This window comes from Streptomyces flavofungini, assembly GCF_030388665.1.
GTDB lineage: Bacteria > Actinomycetota > Actinomycetes > Streptomycetales > Streptomycetaceae > Streptomyces > Streptomyces flavofungini_A.
On sequence record NZ_CP128846.1, the window covers coordinates 8,745,191 to 8,757,815 of the forward strand.

Sequence of the window (12,625 nt, forward strand, 5' to 3'; positions counted from 1 at the left end):
CACCGGCGGGCTGCGGAGGGGGAGTTGGTATGGGCTACGAACTGCACGCGGTGATCGCCGACAGCGAGTTGCTGCGTGGCGCCGCGCGCGAGGTGGCCGCCGCCCGCCTCGCGCCGCTCGGCCAGGGCCTGTCGCTCATGCCGATGACCGAGGCGCTCTTCGACGCCGTCACGGACGGTGGACCCGTGCGCCTCCCAGGATTCCGGCGGCTGCCGGGCGGCTCCGGCGTTCTCCTCGCGAACTGGTCGGCCGCGGGTCCTGTGGCGTATGTGGAAGCCGAGTACTTCGGTGGCGTGGGCGAGCAGCAGGCCGCCGTGTGGGACGAAGGCGGGCTCGCCCTGGGGCCCCTCCGGCTGGGGGAGGGGCAAGCCCTTCCCGCCGCCGGGAGCCCGATCTCCCAGGCGCTGCGGCGGCTTGGGGTGGTGGCGGGCGCGGCCGAGGACGAGTTCGCGGCGGTCGGGCTCGGGCGGCATCGGGACCCGGAGGCGTGGCTCGCCTGAGGGGCGCGTACCGGAAGCCGGCCCACCGCGGTGGCGAGCACGGCGGCCCCCGCCACCGCGATCAGCGCCGGTCCGCTCCCCGCCTCCGCCGCGACCTGCGCGAAGACCGCCGCCCCGACGGCCCCTCCCGCGAGGTCGAGGGTGCTCAGCCACGACATGGTCTCGGTGATGCGTCCCTCCGGCGCGAGGTCCCCGCCAGTCGTCCGCAGCGCCGCGAAGACGGAGCCGATGGCGAGCCCGGCCACCGGGCAGACGAGCAGCACGACCGGCGGCGAGACGCGTGCCGCGCAGGCCAACGCGCCCGCGCCCGCCGCGAAGACGCACAGCAGCACTCCGAGCCGGCGCCCGGGACCTCCCCACAGGGCGGGCACGGCCCCCAGGACCAGACCGCCCACGACGCTCCCGACGGACAGGGCAGCGAGACACCACCCCGCGTACGCCGCCGTGCCGTGCTCGCGCGCGTAGCTCGGCAGCACCACGTCCATGCCGGTGACGGCGCACACGAACAGGCCGTCCACGGCGAGGAGGCGGCGCAGCGGCGCGCTCCGCAGGGGCCCCCACAGCCCCGGCGGCCCCAGTGCCCCCACCCCCTGCCCGCGCCGCGCGACCGGTCGTGGCGCGGCCGGGAGCCCCGTAAGCGACCAGACCGCCGCGGCCGAGAGCACGGCCACCGTGATGAGCGGAGCGTCCGGTGACACCGACACGCTGAGCCAGCCCGCGAGCGCGGGCCCGACGATCAGCGCCGCACCCGTCATCGCCGAGTCGAGCGCCATCGCCGTACCGACGACGTGGCCCGCGGCACCCTGCCCGACGGCCCGCATCATGACGGCGACCGGCGGCGTACAGGCCCCGAGGAGCGCCGCGAGCGCGAGCAGTCCAAGGGGCGAACCCCGCTCCCGTACGACGACGACCAGGACCGTGCCGACCCCGAGTTGCCCGGCGAGACAGCACAGCAGCACCGGACGGTGGGAGCGGCGATCCACGAGCCGCCCCCGCACCGGAGCCGTGAGCCCTTGCCCGATCGCCGCACAGCTCATCGCCAACCCGGCGATTCCGTACGAGTGGTGACGGCTGATCAGGAGCAGTAGGCCGAGCGAGGTCATGCTCGTGGGCAGCTTCGACAGCATGCCGGTCGCCGCGATCCGCCAGAAGCCGGGGACCTCGCGGAGCGCGCGACAGCCGGACGGGGTGCGGTGCGCGCCGGGTCCGGCCCGCTGGTCTGCGGGCGTCGCGGGCCCTGTGGACTCCGTGGCCTCGGTCGGCTCGTCCGATGCCGATGCCGATGCCGATGGCGGGGTCACCGCGCGCGGAGTGCCGCGACGCACCAGTCGAGGACCGGGGCGAGGCTGTCCGGTGGGGGCCAGCCGTTGACGACGGCGAGCAGCTCCAGATACCGGTCCCGCTGGGGGTCGTTCATGCCCTCCAGGCGGGACAGGAGCCGTCGGCGCAGGTCGTCGGGGTCGAGGCGGCCACCGAGTATGCGCGCGTAGTGGGCCGTGAGGTCGGCGACGACCGGCCCGGCCTCGGGGCCGTCCGGGGCGATGCCCGCCGCAAGGGCGGGGCCGACCCGTGTGCGCAGGGCGTCGGCGAGGATGCGGGGCAGGCCGGTGGTGTCGTCCGGGGCCCGGTCGGCCGCCAGGTCGTGGGCCATCCCGTGCAGGCCGGCGCGGAAGCCGGGGTCCTGGAACAGCTCGGCCAGCTCCACCCACGCCTCGATCTGCTCCACCCCGGGATCTGCGGGCAACTCAGGTGTCAACGACTGCCGCACGCCGACGAACTCCGGGTGCGCGTGCAGGCCGTCGAAGACGGAGGAGAGGAAGTCGTCGATGAGGCAGCGCCGTTCGGCCTCGGAGAGCTTGGCGAGCCGGTGCACGAGATCCAGCTCCTCGGGGGTGGAGCCGCGCCGTGCCACCGCAGTCAGCACGGCACGCCGCCGTCGCAGCCCGCGGATCTGCACGTCGAGCGCCTCGGCGTGCGCCGCCGTGACCTCGGCGAGCGTCAGCTCGCGCTCGACCACCTTGCGGATCGTGTCGAGATCCAGGCCCAGATCACGCAGGGTCCGCACGAGTTCGAGCCGGGCGACGGCCTCGGTGCCGTAGCGGCGGTAGCCACCGGGACTCCGGTCCGTCGGCTCGACGAGGCCCCGGTCCGAGTAGAACCGGATCGTCTTGACGGTCAGCCCGGTACGCCGGGCCAGCTCACCGATCGAGTACAGCACTTCGTCGCTCATGGGCCCACCTTGCAGTCTCCCCCCACGGGAGACTCAAGCGGCTCCGCGGCCCCCGAGGCCGATTTGACCTTGAGCGCACTTGAGGTTGCAGGATCGAGGTACGTCCTGGGAAAGGGGATGGGGCATGGAGTCGTACCGCTCGCGGCTGGACCCGTACGGGGCGCTGTCGGCAGCAGAGCAGCATGAGGTGGAGGTGGGGGTGGGGGAGAGGGCCGGGGAGAGGGCGGTCCCGCCCGGTGACCCGGCCGGGCGGGAGGCCGCGCGGTGTGGGCTCGCGCTCGTGCGGGCCTACGCGCGCGAGGACGCCGCCGGGGTCGCCGCCGCCCTCGACGGCGCGGACCCCGGTGCCGTACGCCAACTTCCCTTCGTCACCGGGGACATCCTGCGCCTGGTCGTCGGCATCGTCCTGTCGGCGCCGCGCACCCTCACCCCGTCGGACGTCGCCCGCGCGGCCGACGCCATCGCCGCGGCCGGTCCGCCCCACCACGAACTCGCCGTGTCCCAGGCGGTGCGGGCCTGGGCCGACGGGGACGACGAGGGGCTGCGGGCGTGGGGGCAGGACGGAGTGGGGTGTGCGCACGGGGCCGCCGTCCTGGCGGCCGCGCTTGCGGTGGGCGCTTGGGGGCGGGAGCCGTTCCTCGGTCTCCTGGAGACGTTCGACGAGGTGGTGGAGGCCTACGGGTAGCCCGATGGGTGCGGGGTGCGCGGCCGGGTGAGGTGCCGCCCCGGTCAGGGCCCCTACGCCGCCGGCTTGCGCAGCAGCATCAGGTAGTAGTCCAAGTGGTCCCGGCAGAAGGAGCGGTAGGGGCCCATCAGCGGATCGGTGTGGGTGAGTGCCTCCTTGCCGAAGCGCTCCTCGATCTCGGTACGCCGGTCCTGGTACAGGGTCGACATCAGCTCGGCGCAGAGCACGGCGTTGGCCGTCATGTCCTGCGCCCGCACGATCCGGAAGCCGGTCTCCTCGATCTCGCCGACGAGGGTGGTGAAGGGCCGCAGCGGCGGACAGGTCCACAGGCGCGTGTACGCCGACGACTGCTCCTCGGTGGGCGTGCCCCGCAGCGCGAACTCCGTGAAGAGCAGGTGCCCGCCGGGCCTGAGCACCCGCAGGGCCTCGCGCAGCGCGGCGGGCCGGTCGGTGAGATGGGGGACGCAGTCGATCGACCAGGCCGCGTCGAAGGAGGCGTCGGCGTGGCTGAGGTCCATGGCGTTGCCGTACGCGAAGTCGACGCGCTCGCCCGCCGGGTGCCCGCGGCGCCGGTCCTCGCAGCGGGCCAGCTGGGTCTTGCTGACGGTGATGCCGCGGACCCGGCCGCCGGTCCGCTCCGCGAGGCGCAGGGCGGGGCCGCCGGTGCCGCAGCCGATGTCCAGGAAGTGCGGGGCCCGGGTGGGGCCGACGGCGCCGTGCAGGGTGTCGATGAGGAATTCGGTCTGCCGGTCCTGCGCGAGGTCGGCGAGGCCGACGAGCGACGTGACGGGCGTGGGCTCGCCGTGCGGCACGAACATGCCGATGTGCAGGGCCGCCGACCCGATCGTCATGGCGAGCAGATCACCGAACTGGTCGTACATCGCCCCGACGTCGTCGGGGGTGGGGTGCGAAGTGCCGTTCGCGGCGCGTGCGTTCGTCGTCGGGTTCGTTGCCAAGGCGGTCTCCTCCGGACAGGTGCGGGCCGCCGGGCCCGCGCGGACAGGTCCGTTCCCGTGCACCCGTCCATTCCACCCGCCACGGAGGCCCCCGTGACGACGCAGTCAAGCCACGCCCGACACCCCCACGAGGGGTGGGAATTAGCCATTGCAATCGCATTCCGTGCGGGTCTCCGGAAGGGATATGGAGAGCGCGCAGAGGCGCGCGGCAGGGAAAGGGCCGAGGAAGCCGACCCTGGAAGTTCGCCGGAATCACCTCGGAAAGGGTCCCTCCGGAACCCGTTCCCGAGTACACCTCGGAGTGCCTTACGATTGTCCGGCTTCTGTCACGGTGCGGCGGTGACGCGTTGGCTGACTTGTTCTCCTGTGGCGTCCTCGTGCTAGGAATACGGGGCGCGCCGCAGGGACGTGAATCGTCCGGCGCGAAACGCATCGCATTGTGCTGTCAGTCGGTCCCACAAGGGGCCACAGGGGGAAGAGGTAACACCGTAGTGAACCGCATGCGCACGTCCGCCGCTGTCCTGGCCACCGCCGGGGCCATCACCGCCGCTCAGCTCGGCCTCGCCGGTGCCGCGTCCGCGTCCGAAGGACCGGTCGCCGCCCCGTCCGCTTCCAAGGTCGCGCCGCGGAGCGCCGGCTGCCCGATCGACATCGTCTACACGTCGAGGTTCTACACCAACTCGAACGGCTGGGTCACCGGCAACGGCCTGTACTTCGGCCTGAAGAACAAGAGCACCAAGAGCTTCAAGAAGGTCACCTTCACGGTGACCAACGTGAAGAACATTCGCTTCGGCAGCGCCAAGGCGAAGGGCGGCAAGGTCACCCGCAAGACGTCGAAGACCGTTTCCGTCCACACCAAGACGCTGAAGAAGAAGGCGAGCCTCGGCGTTCAGGTGCGCACGCGGCTGCTGAGCACCAGGTCCTACAAGGTGAAGTTCACCGTCCGCGGCAACGGCTGGAACTGCGCGGTGAAGCAGGGCACCTGGGGTCGCTGACCTCAGCCCGAGGGAGGGCCGGGGCGCTGCCCTGATCTCCTGACGACATGAGCGGAGCCCGGTCGACCTCGGTCGACCGGGCTCCGCTGTGTTTCGGCGTAACTCATGATCTTGCCCCGCGTTGGTCTGCCTGGGCCGCCCTGTCCGGGGACACCGGACAGCTCCCGGCCCGATCAGAGGGACCCGAATCGTCAGCTCCCAGTGCCTCGCCGAGGGGCCATGAGGGACACGCTCGAAGGAGTGCTCAGCATGTACAAGCTCACCAAGAAGGTCGCCGCCGGGGTGGCCGCCGTGGTCGCCGCGCTCGGTTGCGTCATCGTCGCCGGACCCTCGGCCGTCGCTGACGGCAAGTGGTGCAACCACTCGGTCTGCATCGAGACGTACGACTCGGGCACCTACCTCGGCCGGGTCGAGGTGTCCGTCACCAACACCAACCAGCCGAACCGCATCTCCGCGCGCGTGTGGACCACCAACGGCTGGTCCGCCAGCACCAAGGTGGAGGACGTCGCCAAGTTCAGGACGTACCGCGACCAGGCCTACCCCCAGCGGCACTTCCCGGCGGGCACCCGGCTCTGCGCCGAAGGCTTCCGCGGCGGGGCGAGCGTGGGGCTGCCCTGCGTGACCATCACCAACTGACGAGGGCGACCGTCGCCTCAGTCGCCCGAGCTGTCCTGGAGGAACCGCTCCACCTCGCTGGCGACCCCGGACCTGGCCGACGAGGCCCGGCCGCCGGTGCGGGTGGAGCCCTCGTGGACGCCCAGACCACCGGACCACACGTAGCCGAACGCCGGTTCGCCGTCGATCGACGGGCTGATCTGGATGTCCAGCTGCTTGAGCTTCGCGGCGGGCGCGGCGGCGTACAGCGTGGCCGTGACGCGGCGCTGCGGGTACAGATTGAAGTCACGGACAGCGGCGCCGGCGAACTCGTCGACGAACGCGCCGTGTCCGTCCCTGCCGACGCGGACGTCGTAGTGGCGCGGGTGATCGTGCAGGTCGATGGCGAAGTACGTGGAGCCGCGGTTGTCGAAGGTGACGTCGAACGCGACGTACGTCAGGCCCTTGGCGTCCTCGTCGCGGCCGCGCTGCGGTGTGGCCCTGCGGAGGTGGTGCACCCGCACGCGCAGCCCCGCCCACTCCTGTGACTGATACTCCTGCCAGTCCCCGACGACGTTTGGTATGTCCATCATTCCCACCTTTCCAGGCGTAAGCCTAGGAGGAACGGGCGCTGAGGGAGCCCGTCCCGAGGGGTGACGACGACCACGCGCACGCGGGGGCGGTCGGCCACGACGCTGTGCCGACCGCCCCTCGCGGCTACTTCCTGAGCTTGCAGACAGCCGTCGCGGTCTTGCCCGGGTCGCTCTCCGAGCGGGCGGTGAGCGTGACGCGGTTGTGCCGCTCGGCACCGGGACGCGCCTTGACGGCGACGTCGACCTCGACGGAGCCGCCCGCCTTCGCGGTCGCGAGCCGGTTCGGCAGCCAGGTCGACCAGCCGCGGGCGGAGGACGTGGCGCTGAGCCGGTAGACGTCGGAGGTCAGATATCGCCCCATGGCCTTGGGGTTCTCCGGGTGTCCGGACTGCGGCGGCCGCGCGCGCCCGGTGTTCTCCAGGTCGAAGGAGCACACCGCCCGGCGGTCGGGGTCGCCCTTGGCGTGGCCGCGGCTCAGGTCGGCGCCGCGGCGCTGCGGGCCCGCGCCGTCCAGGGACTTCACGGCGACGGTGTACGAGAGCACACCGGCGCGGGTGCGGTGCAGGTCCAGGACGTAGAAGTGCAGGCGGTTGGCTCGGTCGACGTACTCGTACTCACTGCCGGAACCGGCTCCGGCGTGCAGGAGCGCGTCGCTGAGCTGCCGGTAGTCGCCCATGGTGATCTTCTGCGTGCTGCCGTCGGGGCGCTTGAAGTCGACCATGTCGATGTCTTCGGGGTGGGAGTCGACGACCCAGGCGAACGGGGCGCGGTCCTGGTTCTTGGTCTTGCTGAGCAGGACGCCGTTGTCGGGCGTGAAGGAGTCCATGCCCATGCGGTCGACGACCTCGACGGTGTAGTTGTTGTAGCCGCCGCCGTCGCACAGGGGATCGGTGGCGGTGTCGCAGGCCGGGGACAGATCGCGGTTCATGGCGATGTTGACGCCGCTGAGGCCCTTGTCACCGGGGGGCGCGGAGCGCGCGGTGACGCGCGCGACGACCGTGCCGGAGTCCTTGAGCGCGTCGCGGTCCAGGCGCAGCACGTTCTTCTCGTCGACGATGCCGAGCTTCAGCTTGTCCCGCAGGATGTGCTGGGAACCCATGGACGCGCCGTGGGCGGCCGGGATCTGCCAGCGGGTGTGCGGGCCGCCGGGGCCGTTGAAGGAGCCGCGCGACAGCATGCTCCAGATGCCGGTGTAGGCGCGGCGCGTCGGCGTGCCGTAGGGGTTGTTGTAGTTGTCGGCGATGCCGAGGATGTGGCTCAGCTCATGGGCGTACACGGCCATCCCGGAGCTCTCGGCCTGGGTGGAGGAGCCGCCGGAGGCGTTCGGCCAGATGCGGGCGGCGGCCGCCCACGAAGTCCACGGCACGTAACGGGTGTTGGCGGAGTTGCCCCCGGTGGAGATGGGCGCGGGCGGACCCCACTTCGCGGGCACGTCCTGCGGGGAGGCGAACTTCATCTGCCCGAACTCCTGCCAGACGGACGACTCGTCCTGCCCGGCGGTGAGATAGAAGATGAAGTCGTACTTCGCGGTCTCGGCCTCGCCCACGTCGGCGACCCACGCCGCCTTGCCGTCGGCGCGGATGTCCTTGCCGCAGCTGAAGCCGGTCGGGCAGGCGCCCGGATTCATCTGGGGTTCGATGCCGTACTGGAAGGACTTGTGCGGCATGCGGTAGACGCCGAAGGACGTCAGGTCGACGCCGATGCGTCCGCCGGAGTCCTCCATCCAGTACTCGTTGATGGTGTGACCCCGATTCAGCGCGCCCGGCTTGTTGAGGAAGTCCCGGTAGAACGACGGAACGCGGCTGCGCGGCACGTTCGACGCGCTGGGCTGCGGATTGCCGAACAGGCTTGATCCCGCCGGTTTGGTGACCGTGAACTCCTCGTCGGGGTAGTCCAGAAGGACCAGGGCGCCCTTGAACGTCCGCTTCGTCGGCTCCAGGTCGGGGTTGGTCCAGTCGGTGCCGGGGACGGAGCGGTAGTCGGCCCACGTCATGTCGTCGGGGTTCTGCCAGCGCTGCGGGTCGATCGGCTGGACGAGCGGGTGGCCGCCGGAGGGCTCAGGGTCGGCCTGGGCGGGGACGGCGGCGAGCGGGGACAGGACGAGGGCCAGGAGCGCGGCGAGGAGAACCGCGCGGCGGGCTCGGGGGTGCGTCGTTCTCGCGCGTCGTATGGGTGTGCGGCGGAGGAACAAGGCTCACCTCTTGCCGGAGGGGTGTGGACAAGAACATGACAAGCCGGTCAGCGGTACTTTCCGCCTGGGCCCGCTGGGGAGTCAACAGGCTTTTGGGACGGGTCTGCCCGGTGATGCGCGGGCCGTTCCGCTCGCGCGGGCGTGCAGCTCAAGTGTTCCTCTGAAGCGCCCGGCCCGGGGGTTGCGGCCGCCACCGCGCGGCGACACTGCCGTCAAGTCCGTTGGTCCAGGGGGTGGTTGGCGTGCAGATGCGGTTCAGGCGGTCCACGGCGGCGGGGGGAGCCCGCGGCCCTGGACGTCTGCGACGTGGCGTGCCCCCGGTGGGGCGCAGCGGGTGGTGGACAGCGCGGTGATCGCGCTCGCGGGGCGCGGGCTGCTCGTGGCGCGGGCGTCGCGGGTACGGGCGTCGCGGGTACGGACGACGGGTGCGGGCGAACCCGGGCGCGAGGGAGCTCGACCGCCCCTGCGCCCGGTCGAGCGGGCCCTGCTCGCGGCGTGCCCGCCTGACAGGAGCCGGAGCGTCTACGTGGTGCGGCGCGGGGTTCGCGCCGACCGGGTCCGGGGTGCGGGGCGCCGGGTGCGTCACGAGGCCGGTGCGCCCGATTCCGGGATCACGAGGCCGGTGCGTCCGATTCCGGGATGTCGAGAACGTCGAGGAAGGCGGCTGCCGCCGGTGTGCGGCTGTGGCGGCTCCAGATGACGTACTCCACTCGGGCCGGTGCGTCGGCGACCTCGACGGTGGTGACGCCCGTGAGGTGGGGCGCGTAGGCCGAGGGGAGCATGGCGACGCCGAGGCCCGGTGCGACGAGGCGGGTCATGTAGTCGGCTGCCGTCACCTCGAAGGCGACGTCCCGGCTGAGACCGGCGGCTGAGAAGGCCTGGTCCGACTGGAGGCGTCCGGCGGTGCCCGCGGGCAGGTCCACGAAGGTCTCGTCGGCGAGCCTGCGCAGGCTGACCGACGTCCGTCCCGCGAGGGGGTGGTCGGGCGCGACCACGGCCACGAGCCGGTCGCGGGCGAGTTCGTGGGCCGCGACGCCCCGGGGCCGTGCCGTCGTCGGCAGGCCGAGGAAGGCCACGTCGAGGGAGCCCTCCCTGACCTGCTCGATGAGGTCGTCGCTCGCGCCCACGCGGAGGCTGATCCGCACCTGCGCGTACCGGCGACGGAAGTCCCGCAGCGCGCCGGGGACGTCGACCGCGGCGACGGTGGGGATCAGGCCCACGGCGAGTCGGCCGCGTACCTCTCCCACCGCGGCGGCGACCTCGGCCGCGGCCCGCTCGGCGGCGTCCAGGCACTGGCGGGCCGCGGGCAGGAACGCGGCGCCGGCCGGGGTCAGTCGCACCCGGCGGCTGGTGCGCTCGAAGAGCCGAGCGCCCAACTCCTTCTCCAGGCGCGCGATCTGATGACTGAGGGCGGACTGGACGACGAGACACCGCTCGGCGGCGCGGGTGAAGCTGTTCGTCTCGGCGACGGCGACTACGTACCGCATCTGCTGGAGCTCCATGGTGATCCATCTTGTATCGAGATCGATGAGCTGACAAACATGTGTTGGACTCATTGATCGCGCCGGGCGAGGCTACGGGTATGACAAGTCCTGCAGCACCGAGAGGTTCCGGCGGAACCGGCGCGGGTGCTCTCCGAGGGAATCTGCCCCGCATCGCCCTGACGGCGCTCGCTCCCGCCGTGTGGGGCACGACCTACGTCGTGACGACCGAGCTGCTGCCGCAGGGGCACCCCCTGTTCGCGGGGCTGCTGCGCGCGCTGCCCGCCGGCCTCGTCGCGCTCGGAGTGACCCGGACACTGCCGCGGGGCGCCTGGTGGGCGAAGGCAGCGGTGCTCGGCGTCCTGAACATCGGCCTCTTCTTCCCGCTCCTGTTCGTCGCCGCCGAACGCCTGCCGGGAGGCGTCGCCGCCACGCTGGCCGCGGCGTCGCCCCTCATGGTCGCCGTCCTCGCCGTGACGGTCCTGCACGAGAGCCCCTCCGTCCGGCGCTTCGTCTGGGGAGCGGTCGGTGCCGTGGGCGTCGGCCTGGTCGTCATCCGCCCGAACGCCGGGTTCGACGCCGTCGGCGTGGTGGCGGGCCTCGGGGGAGCGGCCACCATGGCGCTCGGCGTGACGCTCACCAAGCGCTGGGGGAGGCCCGCGGGGGTCGGCCCCACCGCGTTCGCGGGCTGGCAACTGGCCGCCGGTGGGCTGTTCCTGCTGCCCCTCACCTTCCTCGCCGAAGGGGCGCCGCCCTCGGTCGACCTGCCCGCCGTACTCGGCTACCTCTGGCTGGGCCTGGTCGGCGGCCTGATCACGTTCGTCCTGTGGTTCCGCGGCATCACCACCCTGCCCGTCACGTCCGTGGCGGTGCTCGGCCTGCTGTCGCCGCTGGTGGCCGCCGTGCTCGGCGCCGCCGTGCTCGGCCAGACGCTGGGAGCGGTCCAGCTCGTGGGGTTCGGGCTCTCACTCGCGGCGATCGTCGCGGGGCAGCTTCCGCCGTCGGGGCGCACACGTGAGGCCGCACCCGCACCCGGCCCTGCAGCCACGCCCACTCCTCCATCCGCATCCGCATCCGCATCCACTCACACTTCCACCTCTGCCTCCTCACCGCTGTCGAAGGGAACACCCCGATGAAGATCGCCGTAGTCGGAGCCGCAGGCATGGTCGGCTCCCGTGTCGTCACCGAAGCCGCGAGCCGAGGCCATGACCTCATGGCGGTGTTCCGCACAGCACCGACGGCCGACCTGCCACCCGGCGTGACCGCCGTCGAGGGCGACGCCACCGACCCCGACCACATGAGCGCCCTCTTCGGCGGCGCCGACGTGATCGTGGCCGCCACCCGCCCTGCCCCCGGCCACGAACACACGGCGGTGCCGACCACGAAGGCGCTGCTCGACGCGGCCGCGGCGGCGGGCACCCGGATCCTCGTCGTCGGCGGCGCCGCACCCCTGCGCGCCCCGGGACACCCCGACCGGCTCGTCCTCGACAGCCCCGAGTACGTGCCGCAGGAGTGGCGCGACGTCGCTTCCGCGAGCGCCGCCCAACTGGACGCCTGCCGCGCGCACCCGGCGGCCGACTGGGTCTACCTCAGCCCGCCCGCCGTCCTCGAACCCGGCCGACGCAGCGGTACGTACCGACGCGGCACCACCACCCTCCTCACCGACGCCGACGGCATGTCCCGGATCTCGGCCGAGGACCTCGCCGTCGCGGTCCTCGACGAACTCGAGAACCCGCGCGAGGAACGGCACTTCACGGTCGGCGAGAGCTGACGGGCACCCCCGCGGTCGGGGCCACGACGGCCTGCGGCAGGATGGAGCCGTGCCGACCGAGACAGAGCGAATCGAGCTGAGCGAAGACGAACTGCGGGAGATCACGGGCTACTCCGCCGAGTGTGCCCGCCGGGTGCTCGCCGTCTTCGAGAAGGAACTCCCCGCCGACACCCGCCCACGCGAGGCCATCGAGGGGGCGGAGGCCTTCGCCGCGGGGGAGCGGCGCACAACCGCTCTAAGGCAGAGCGCGTGGGCCGCGTACAAGGCGGCGAAGGAGGCCGAGTCACCCGCTGTGGCCGCCGCCGCGTGGTCCGCGAGCCACGCGGCGGCGGCCGCGTTCCTCCACCCCAAGGCCAGCGCCCACCAGGTCAAGCACGTGGTCGGTGCGGCGGCGCAGGCGGCGTTGGCGGCGGAACTGGTCGCCGGCGACGCCCCGGGCGTCGCCGCGGAGACACTGGAATGGGCGCGTCGGCACGCACCGGCAGCGGTCGGCGCGGTCCTCGGCCGCCTGCCCGCCGCGCCTGCCGGGGGCGGGCGCGTGGGCGAGTTCATCCGTGACCTTGACACCGCGCTGCGCGCCTGAACCTCGCTTGAAGGCGCCGACCTTCGCGCTCGTACCGCGGGGAAAG

12 protein-coding genes are annotated in these 12,625 nt (G+C 72.6%); 6 read left to right on the forward strand and 6 right to left on the reverse strand.

Annotated features, from left to right (window positions below):
* Nucleotides 1-34: 34 nt before the first annotated feature.
* Entirely contained in the window at nt 35-1,801 is a 1,767-nt protein-coding gene (locus QUY26_RS37935; RefSeq protein ID WP_289954864.1) for an MFS transporter, read from the reverse strand.
* Nucleotides 1,798-2,730 (reverse strand): MerR family transcriptional regulator, encoded by a 933-nt coding sequence (locus QUY26_RS37940; protein ID WP_289954867.1) that lies wholly within the window; start codon nt 2,728-2,730, stop codon nt 1,798-1,800. Before QUY26_RS37940 ends, QUY26_RS37935 begins: the two co-directional genes overlap by 4 nt.
* A gap of 124 nt (nt 2,731-2,854) precedes the next feature.
* Here QUY26_RS37940 and QUY26_RS37945 point away from each other — a divergent pair, with 124 nt between their 5' ends.
* Nucleotides 2,855-3,415 carry a hypothetical protein gene (locus QUY26_RS37945; RefSeq protein WP_289954869.1) on the forward strand — a complete coding sequence of 187 codons (561 nt, stop codon included), beginning with the start codon at nt 2,855-2,857 and terminating at the stop codon, nt 3,413-3,415.
* 53 nt (nt 3,416-3,468) lie between these two features.
* Here QUY26_RS37945 and QUY26_RS37950 read toward each other — a convergent pair whose 3' ends face one another.
* Nucleotides 3,469-4,371 carry a class I SAM-dependent methyltransferase gene (locus tag QUY26_RS37950; RefSeq protein ID WP_289954871.1) on the reverse strand — a complete coding sequence of 301 codons (903 nt, stop codon included), beginning with the start codon at nt 4,369-4,371 and terminating at the stop codon, nt 3,469-3,471.
* A 500-nt stretch (nt 4,372-4,871) separates the two neighbouring features.
* On the opposite strand from QUY26_RS37950, the gene QUY26_RS37955 reads away from it, so the two are divergent.
* Nucleotides 4,872-5,366 carry a hypothetical protein gene (locus QUY26_RS37955; RefSeq protein WP_289954873.1) on the forward strand — a complete coding sequence of 165 codons (495 nt, stop codon included), beginning with the start codon at nt 4,872-4,874 and terminating at the stop codon, nt 5,364-5,366.
* A 249-nt stretch (nt 5,367-5,615) separates the two neighbouring features.
* The gene (locus tag QUY26_RS37960) at nt 5,616-6,002 is read left to right on the forward strand and encodes a hypothetical protein (RefSeq protein WP_289954875.1); all 387 of its coding nucleotides are present in this window, start codon (nt 5,616-5,618) and stop codon (nt 6,000-6,002) included.
* Between the two features lie 17 nt (nt 6,003-6,019).
* On the opposite strand, the gene QUY26_RS37965 is transcribed toward QUY26_RS37960, so the two are convergent.
* The 3 genes from QUY26_RS37965 to QUY26_RS37975 all read right to left on the reverse strand — a co-directional run bounded on the left by QUY26_RS37965 (nt 6,020) and on the right by QUY26_RS37975 (nt 10,246).
* Nucleotides 6,020-6,550, reverse strand: a complete 531-nt coding sequence (locus QUY26_RS37965) for a hypothetical protein (RefSeq protein ID WP_289954877.1) — start codon at nt 6,548-6,550, stop codon at nt 6,020-6,022.
* 127 nt (nt 6,551-6,677) lie between these two features.
* Nucleotides 6,678-8,744: a M6 family metalloprotease domain-containing protein gene (locus QUY26_RS37970; protein WP_289954879.1), complete on the reverse strand. Its 2,067-nt coding sequence runs from the start codon at nt 8,742-8,744 to the stop codon at nt 6,678-6,680.
* A 611-nt stretch (nt 8,745-9,355) separates the two neighbouring features.
* The gene (locus tag QUY26_RS37975; RefSeq protein WP_289954881.1) at nt 9,356-10,246 is read right to left on the reverse strand and encodes a LysR family transcriptional regulator; all 891 of its coding nucleotides are present in this window, start codon (nt 10,244-10,246) and stop codon (nt 9,356-9,358) included.
* A gap of 80 nt (nt 10,247-10,326) precedes the next feature.
* Here QUY26_RS37975 and QUY26_RS37980 point away from each other — a divergent pair, with 80 nt between their 5' ends.
* The 3 genes from QUY26_RS37980 to QUY26_RS37990 are packed head-to-tail and all read left to right on the forward strand — an operon-like array spanning nt 10,327 to nt 12,579.
* Nucleotides 10,327-11,361 (forward strand): EamA family transporter, encoded by a 1,035-nt coding sequence (locus QUY26_RS37980; protein WP_289954882.1) that lies wholly within the window; start codon nt 10,327-10,329, stop codon nt 11,359-11,361.
* Nucleotides 11,358-11,996, forward strand: coding sequence for an NAD(P)-dependent oxidoreductase (locus QUY26_RS37985; protein ID WP_289954884.1), 639 nt, complete (start codon nt 11,358-11,360; stop codon nt 11,994-11,996). The genes QUY26_RS37980 and QUY26_RS37985 overlap by 4 nt, the downstream gene beginning before the upstream one ends.
* 49 nt (nt 11,997-12,045) lie before the next feature.
* Complete coding sequence (locus tag QUY26_RS37990) at nt 12,046-12,579, forward strand: putative immunity protein (protein WP_289954885.1); 534 nt, start codon at nt 12,046-12,048, stop codon at nt 12,577-12,579.
* Nucleotides 12,580-12,625: the final 46 nt, after the last annotated feature.

What these genes read in the sequence shown, in the direction of transcription:
- QUY26_RS37940 (WP_289954867.1), bottom strand. Translation starts at nt 2,730, where the DNA reads ATGAGCGACGAAGTGCTGTACTCGATCGGTGAGCTGGCCCGGCGTACC.
- QUY26_RS37945 (WP_289954869.1), top strand. Translation starts at nt 2,855, where the DNA reads ATGGAGTCGTACCGCTCGCGGCTGGACCCGTACGGGGCGCTGTCGGCA.
- QUY26_RS37955 (WP_289954873.1), top strand. Translation starts at nt 4,872, where the DNA reads ATGCGCACGTCCGCCGCTGTCCTGGCCACCGCCGGGGCCATCACCGCC.
- QUY26_RS37960 (WP_289954875.1), top strand. Translation starts at nt 5,616, where the DNA reads ATGTACAAGCTCACCAAGAAGGTCGCCGCCGGGGTGGCCGCCGTGGTC.
- QUY26_RS37965 (WP_289954877.1), bottom strand. Translation starts at nt 6,550, where the DNA reads ATGGACATACCAAACGTCGTCGGGGACTGGCAGGAGTATCAGTCACAG.
- QUY26_RS37975 (WP_289954881.1), bottom strand. Translation starts at nt 10,246, where the DNA reads ATGGAGCTCCAGCAGATGCGGTACGTAGTCGCCGTCGCCGAGACGAAC.
- QUY26_RS37980 (WP_289954882.1), top strand. Translation starts at nt 10,327, where the DNA reads ATGACAAGTCCTGCAGCACCGAGAGGTTCCGGCGGAACCGGCGCGGGT.
- QUY26_RS37985 (WP_289954884.1), top strand. Translation starts at nt 11,358, where the DNA reads ATGAAGATCGCCGTAGTCGGAGCCGCAGGCATGGTCGGCTCCCGTGTC.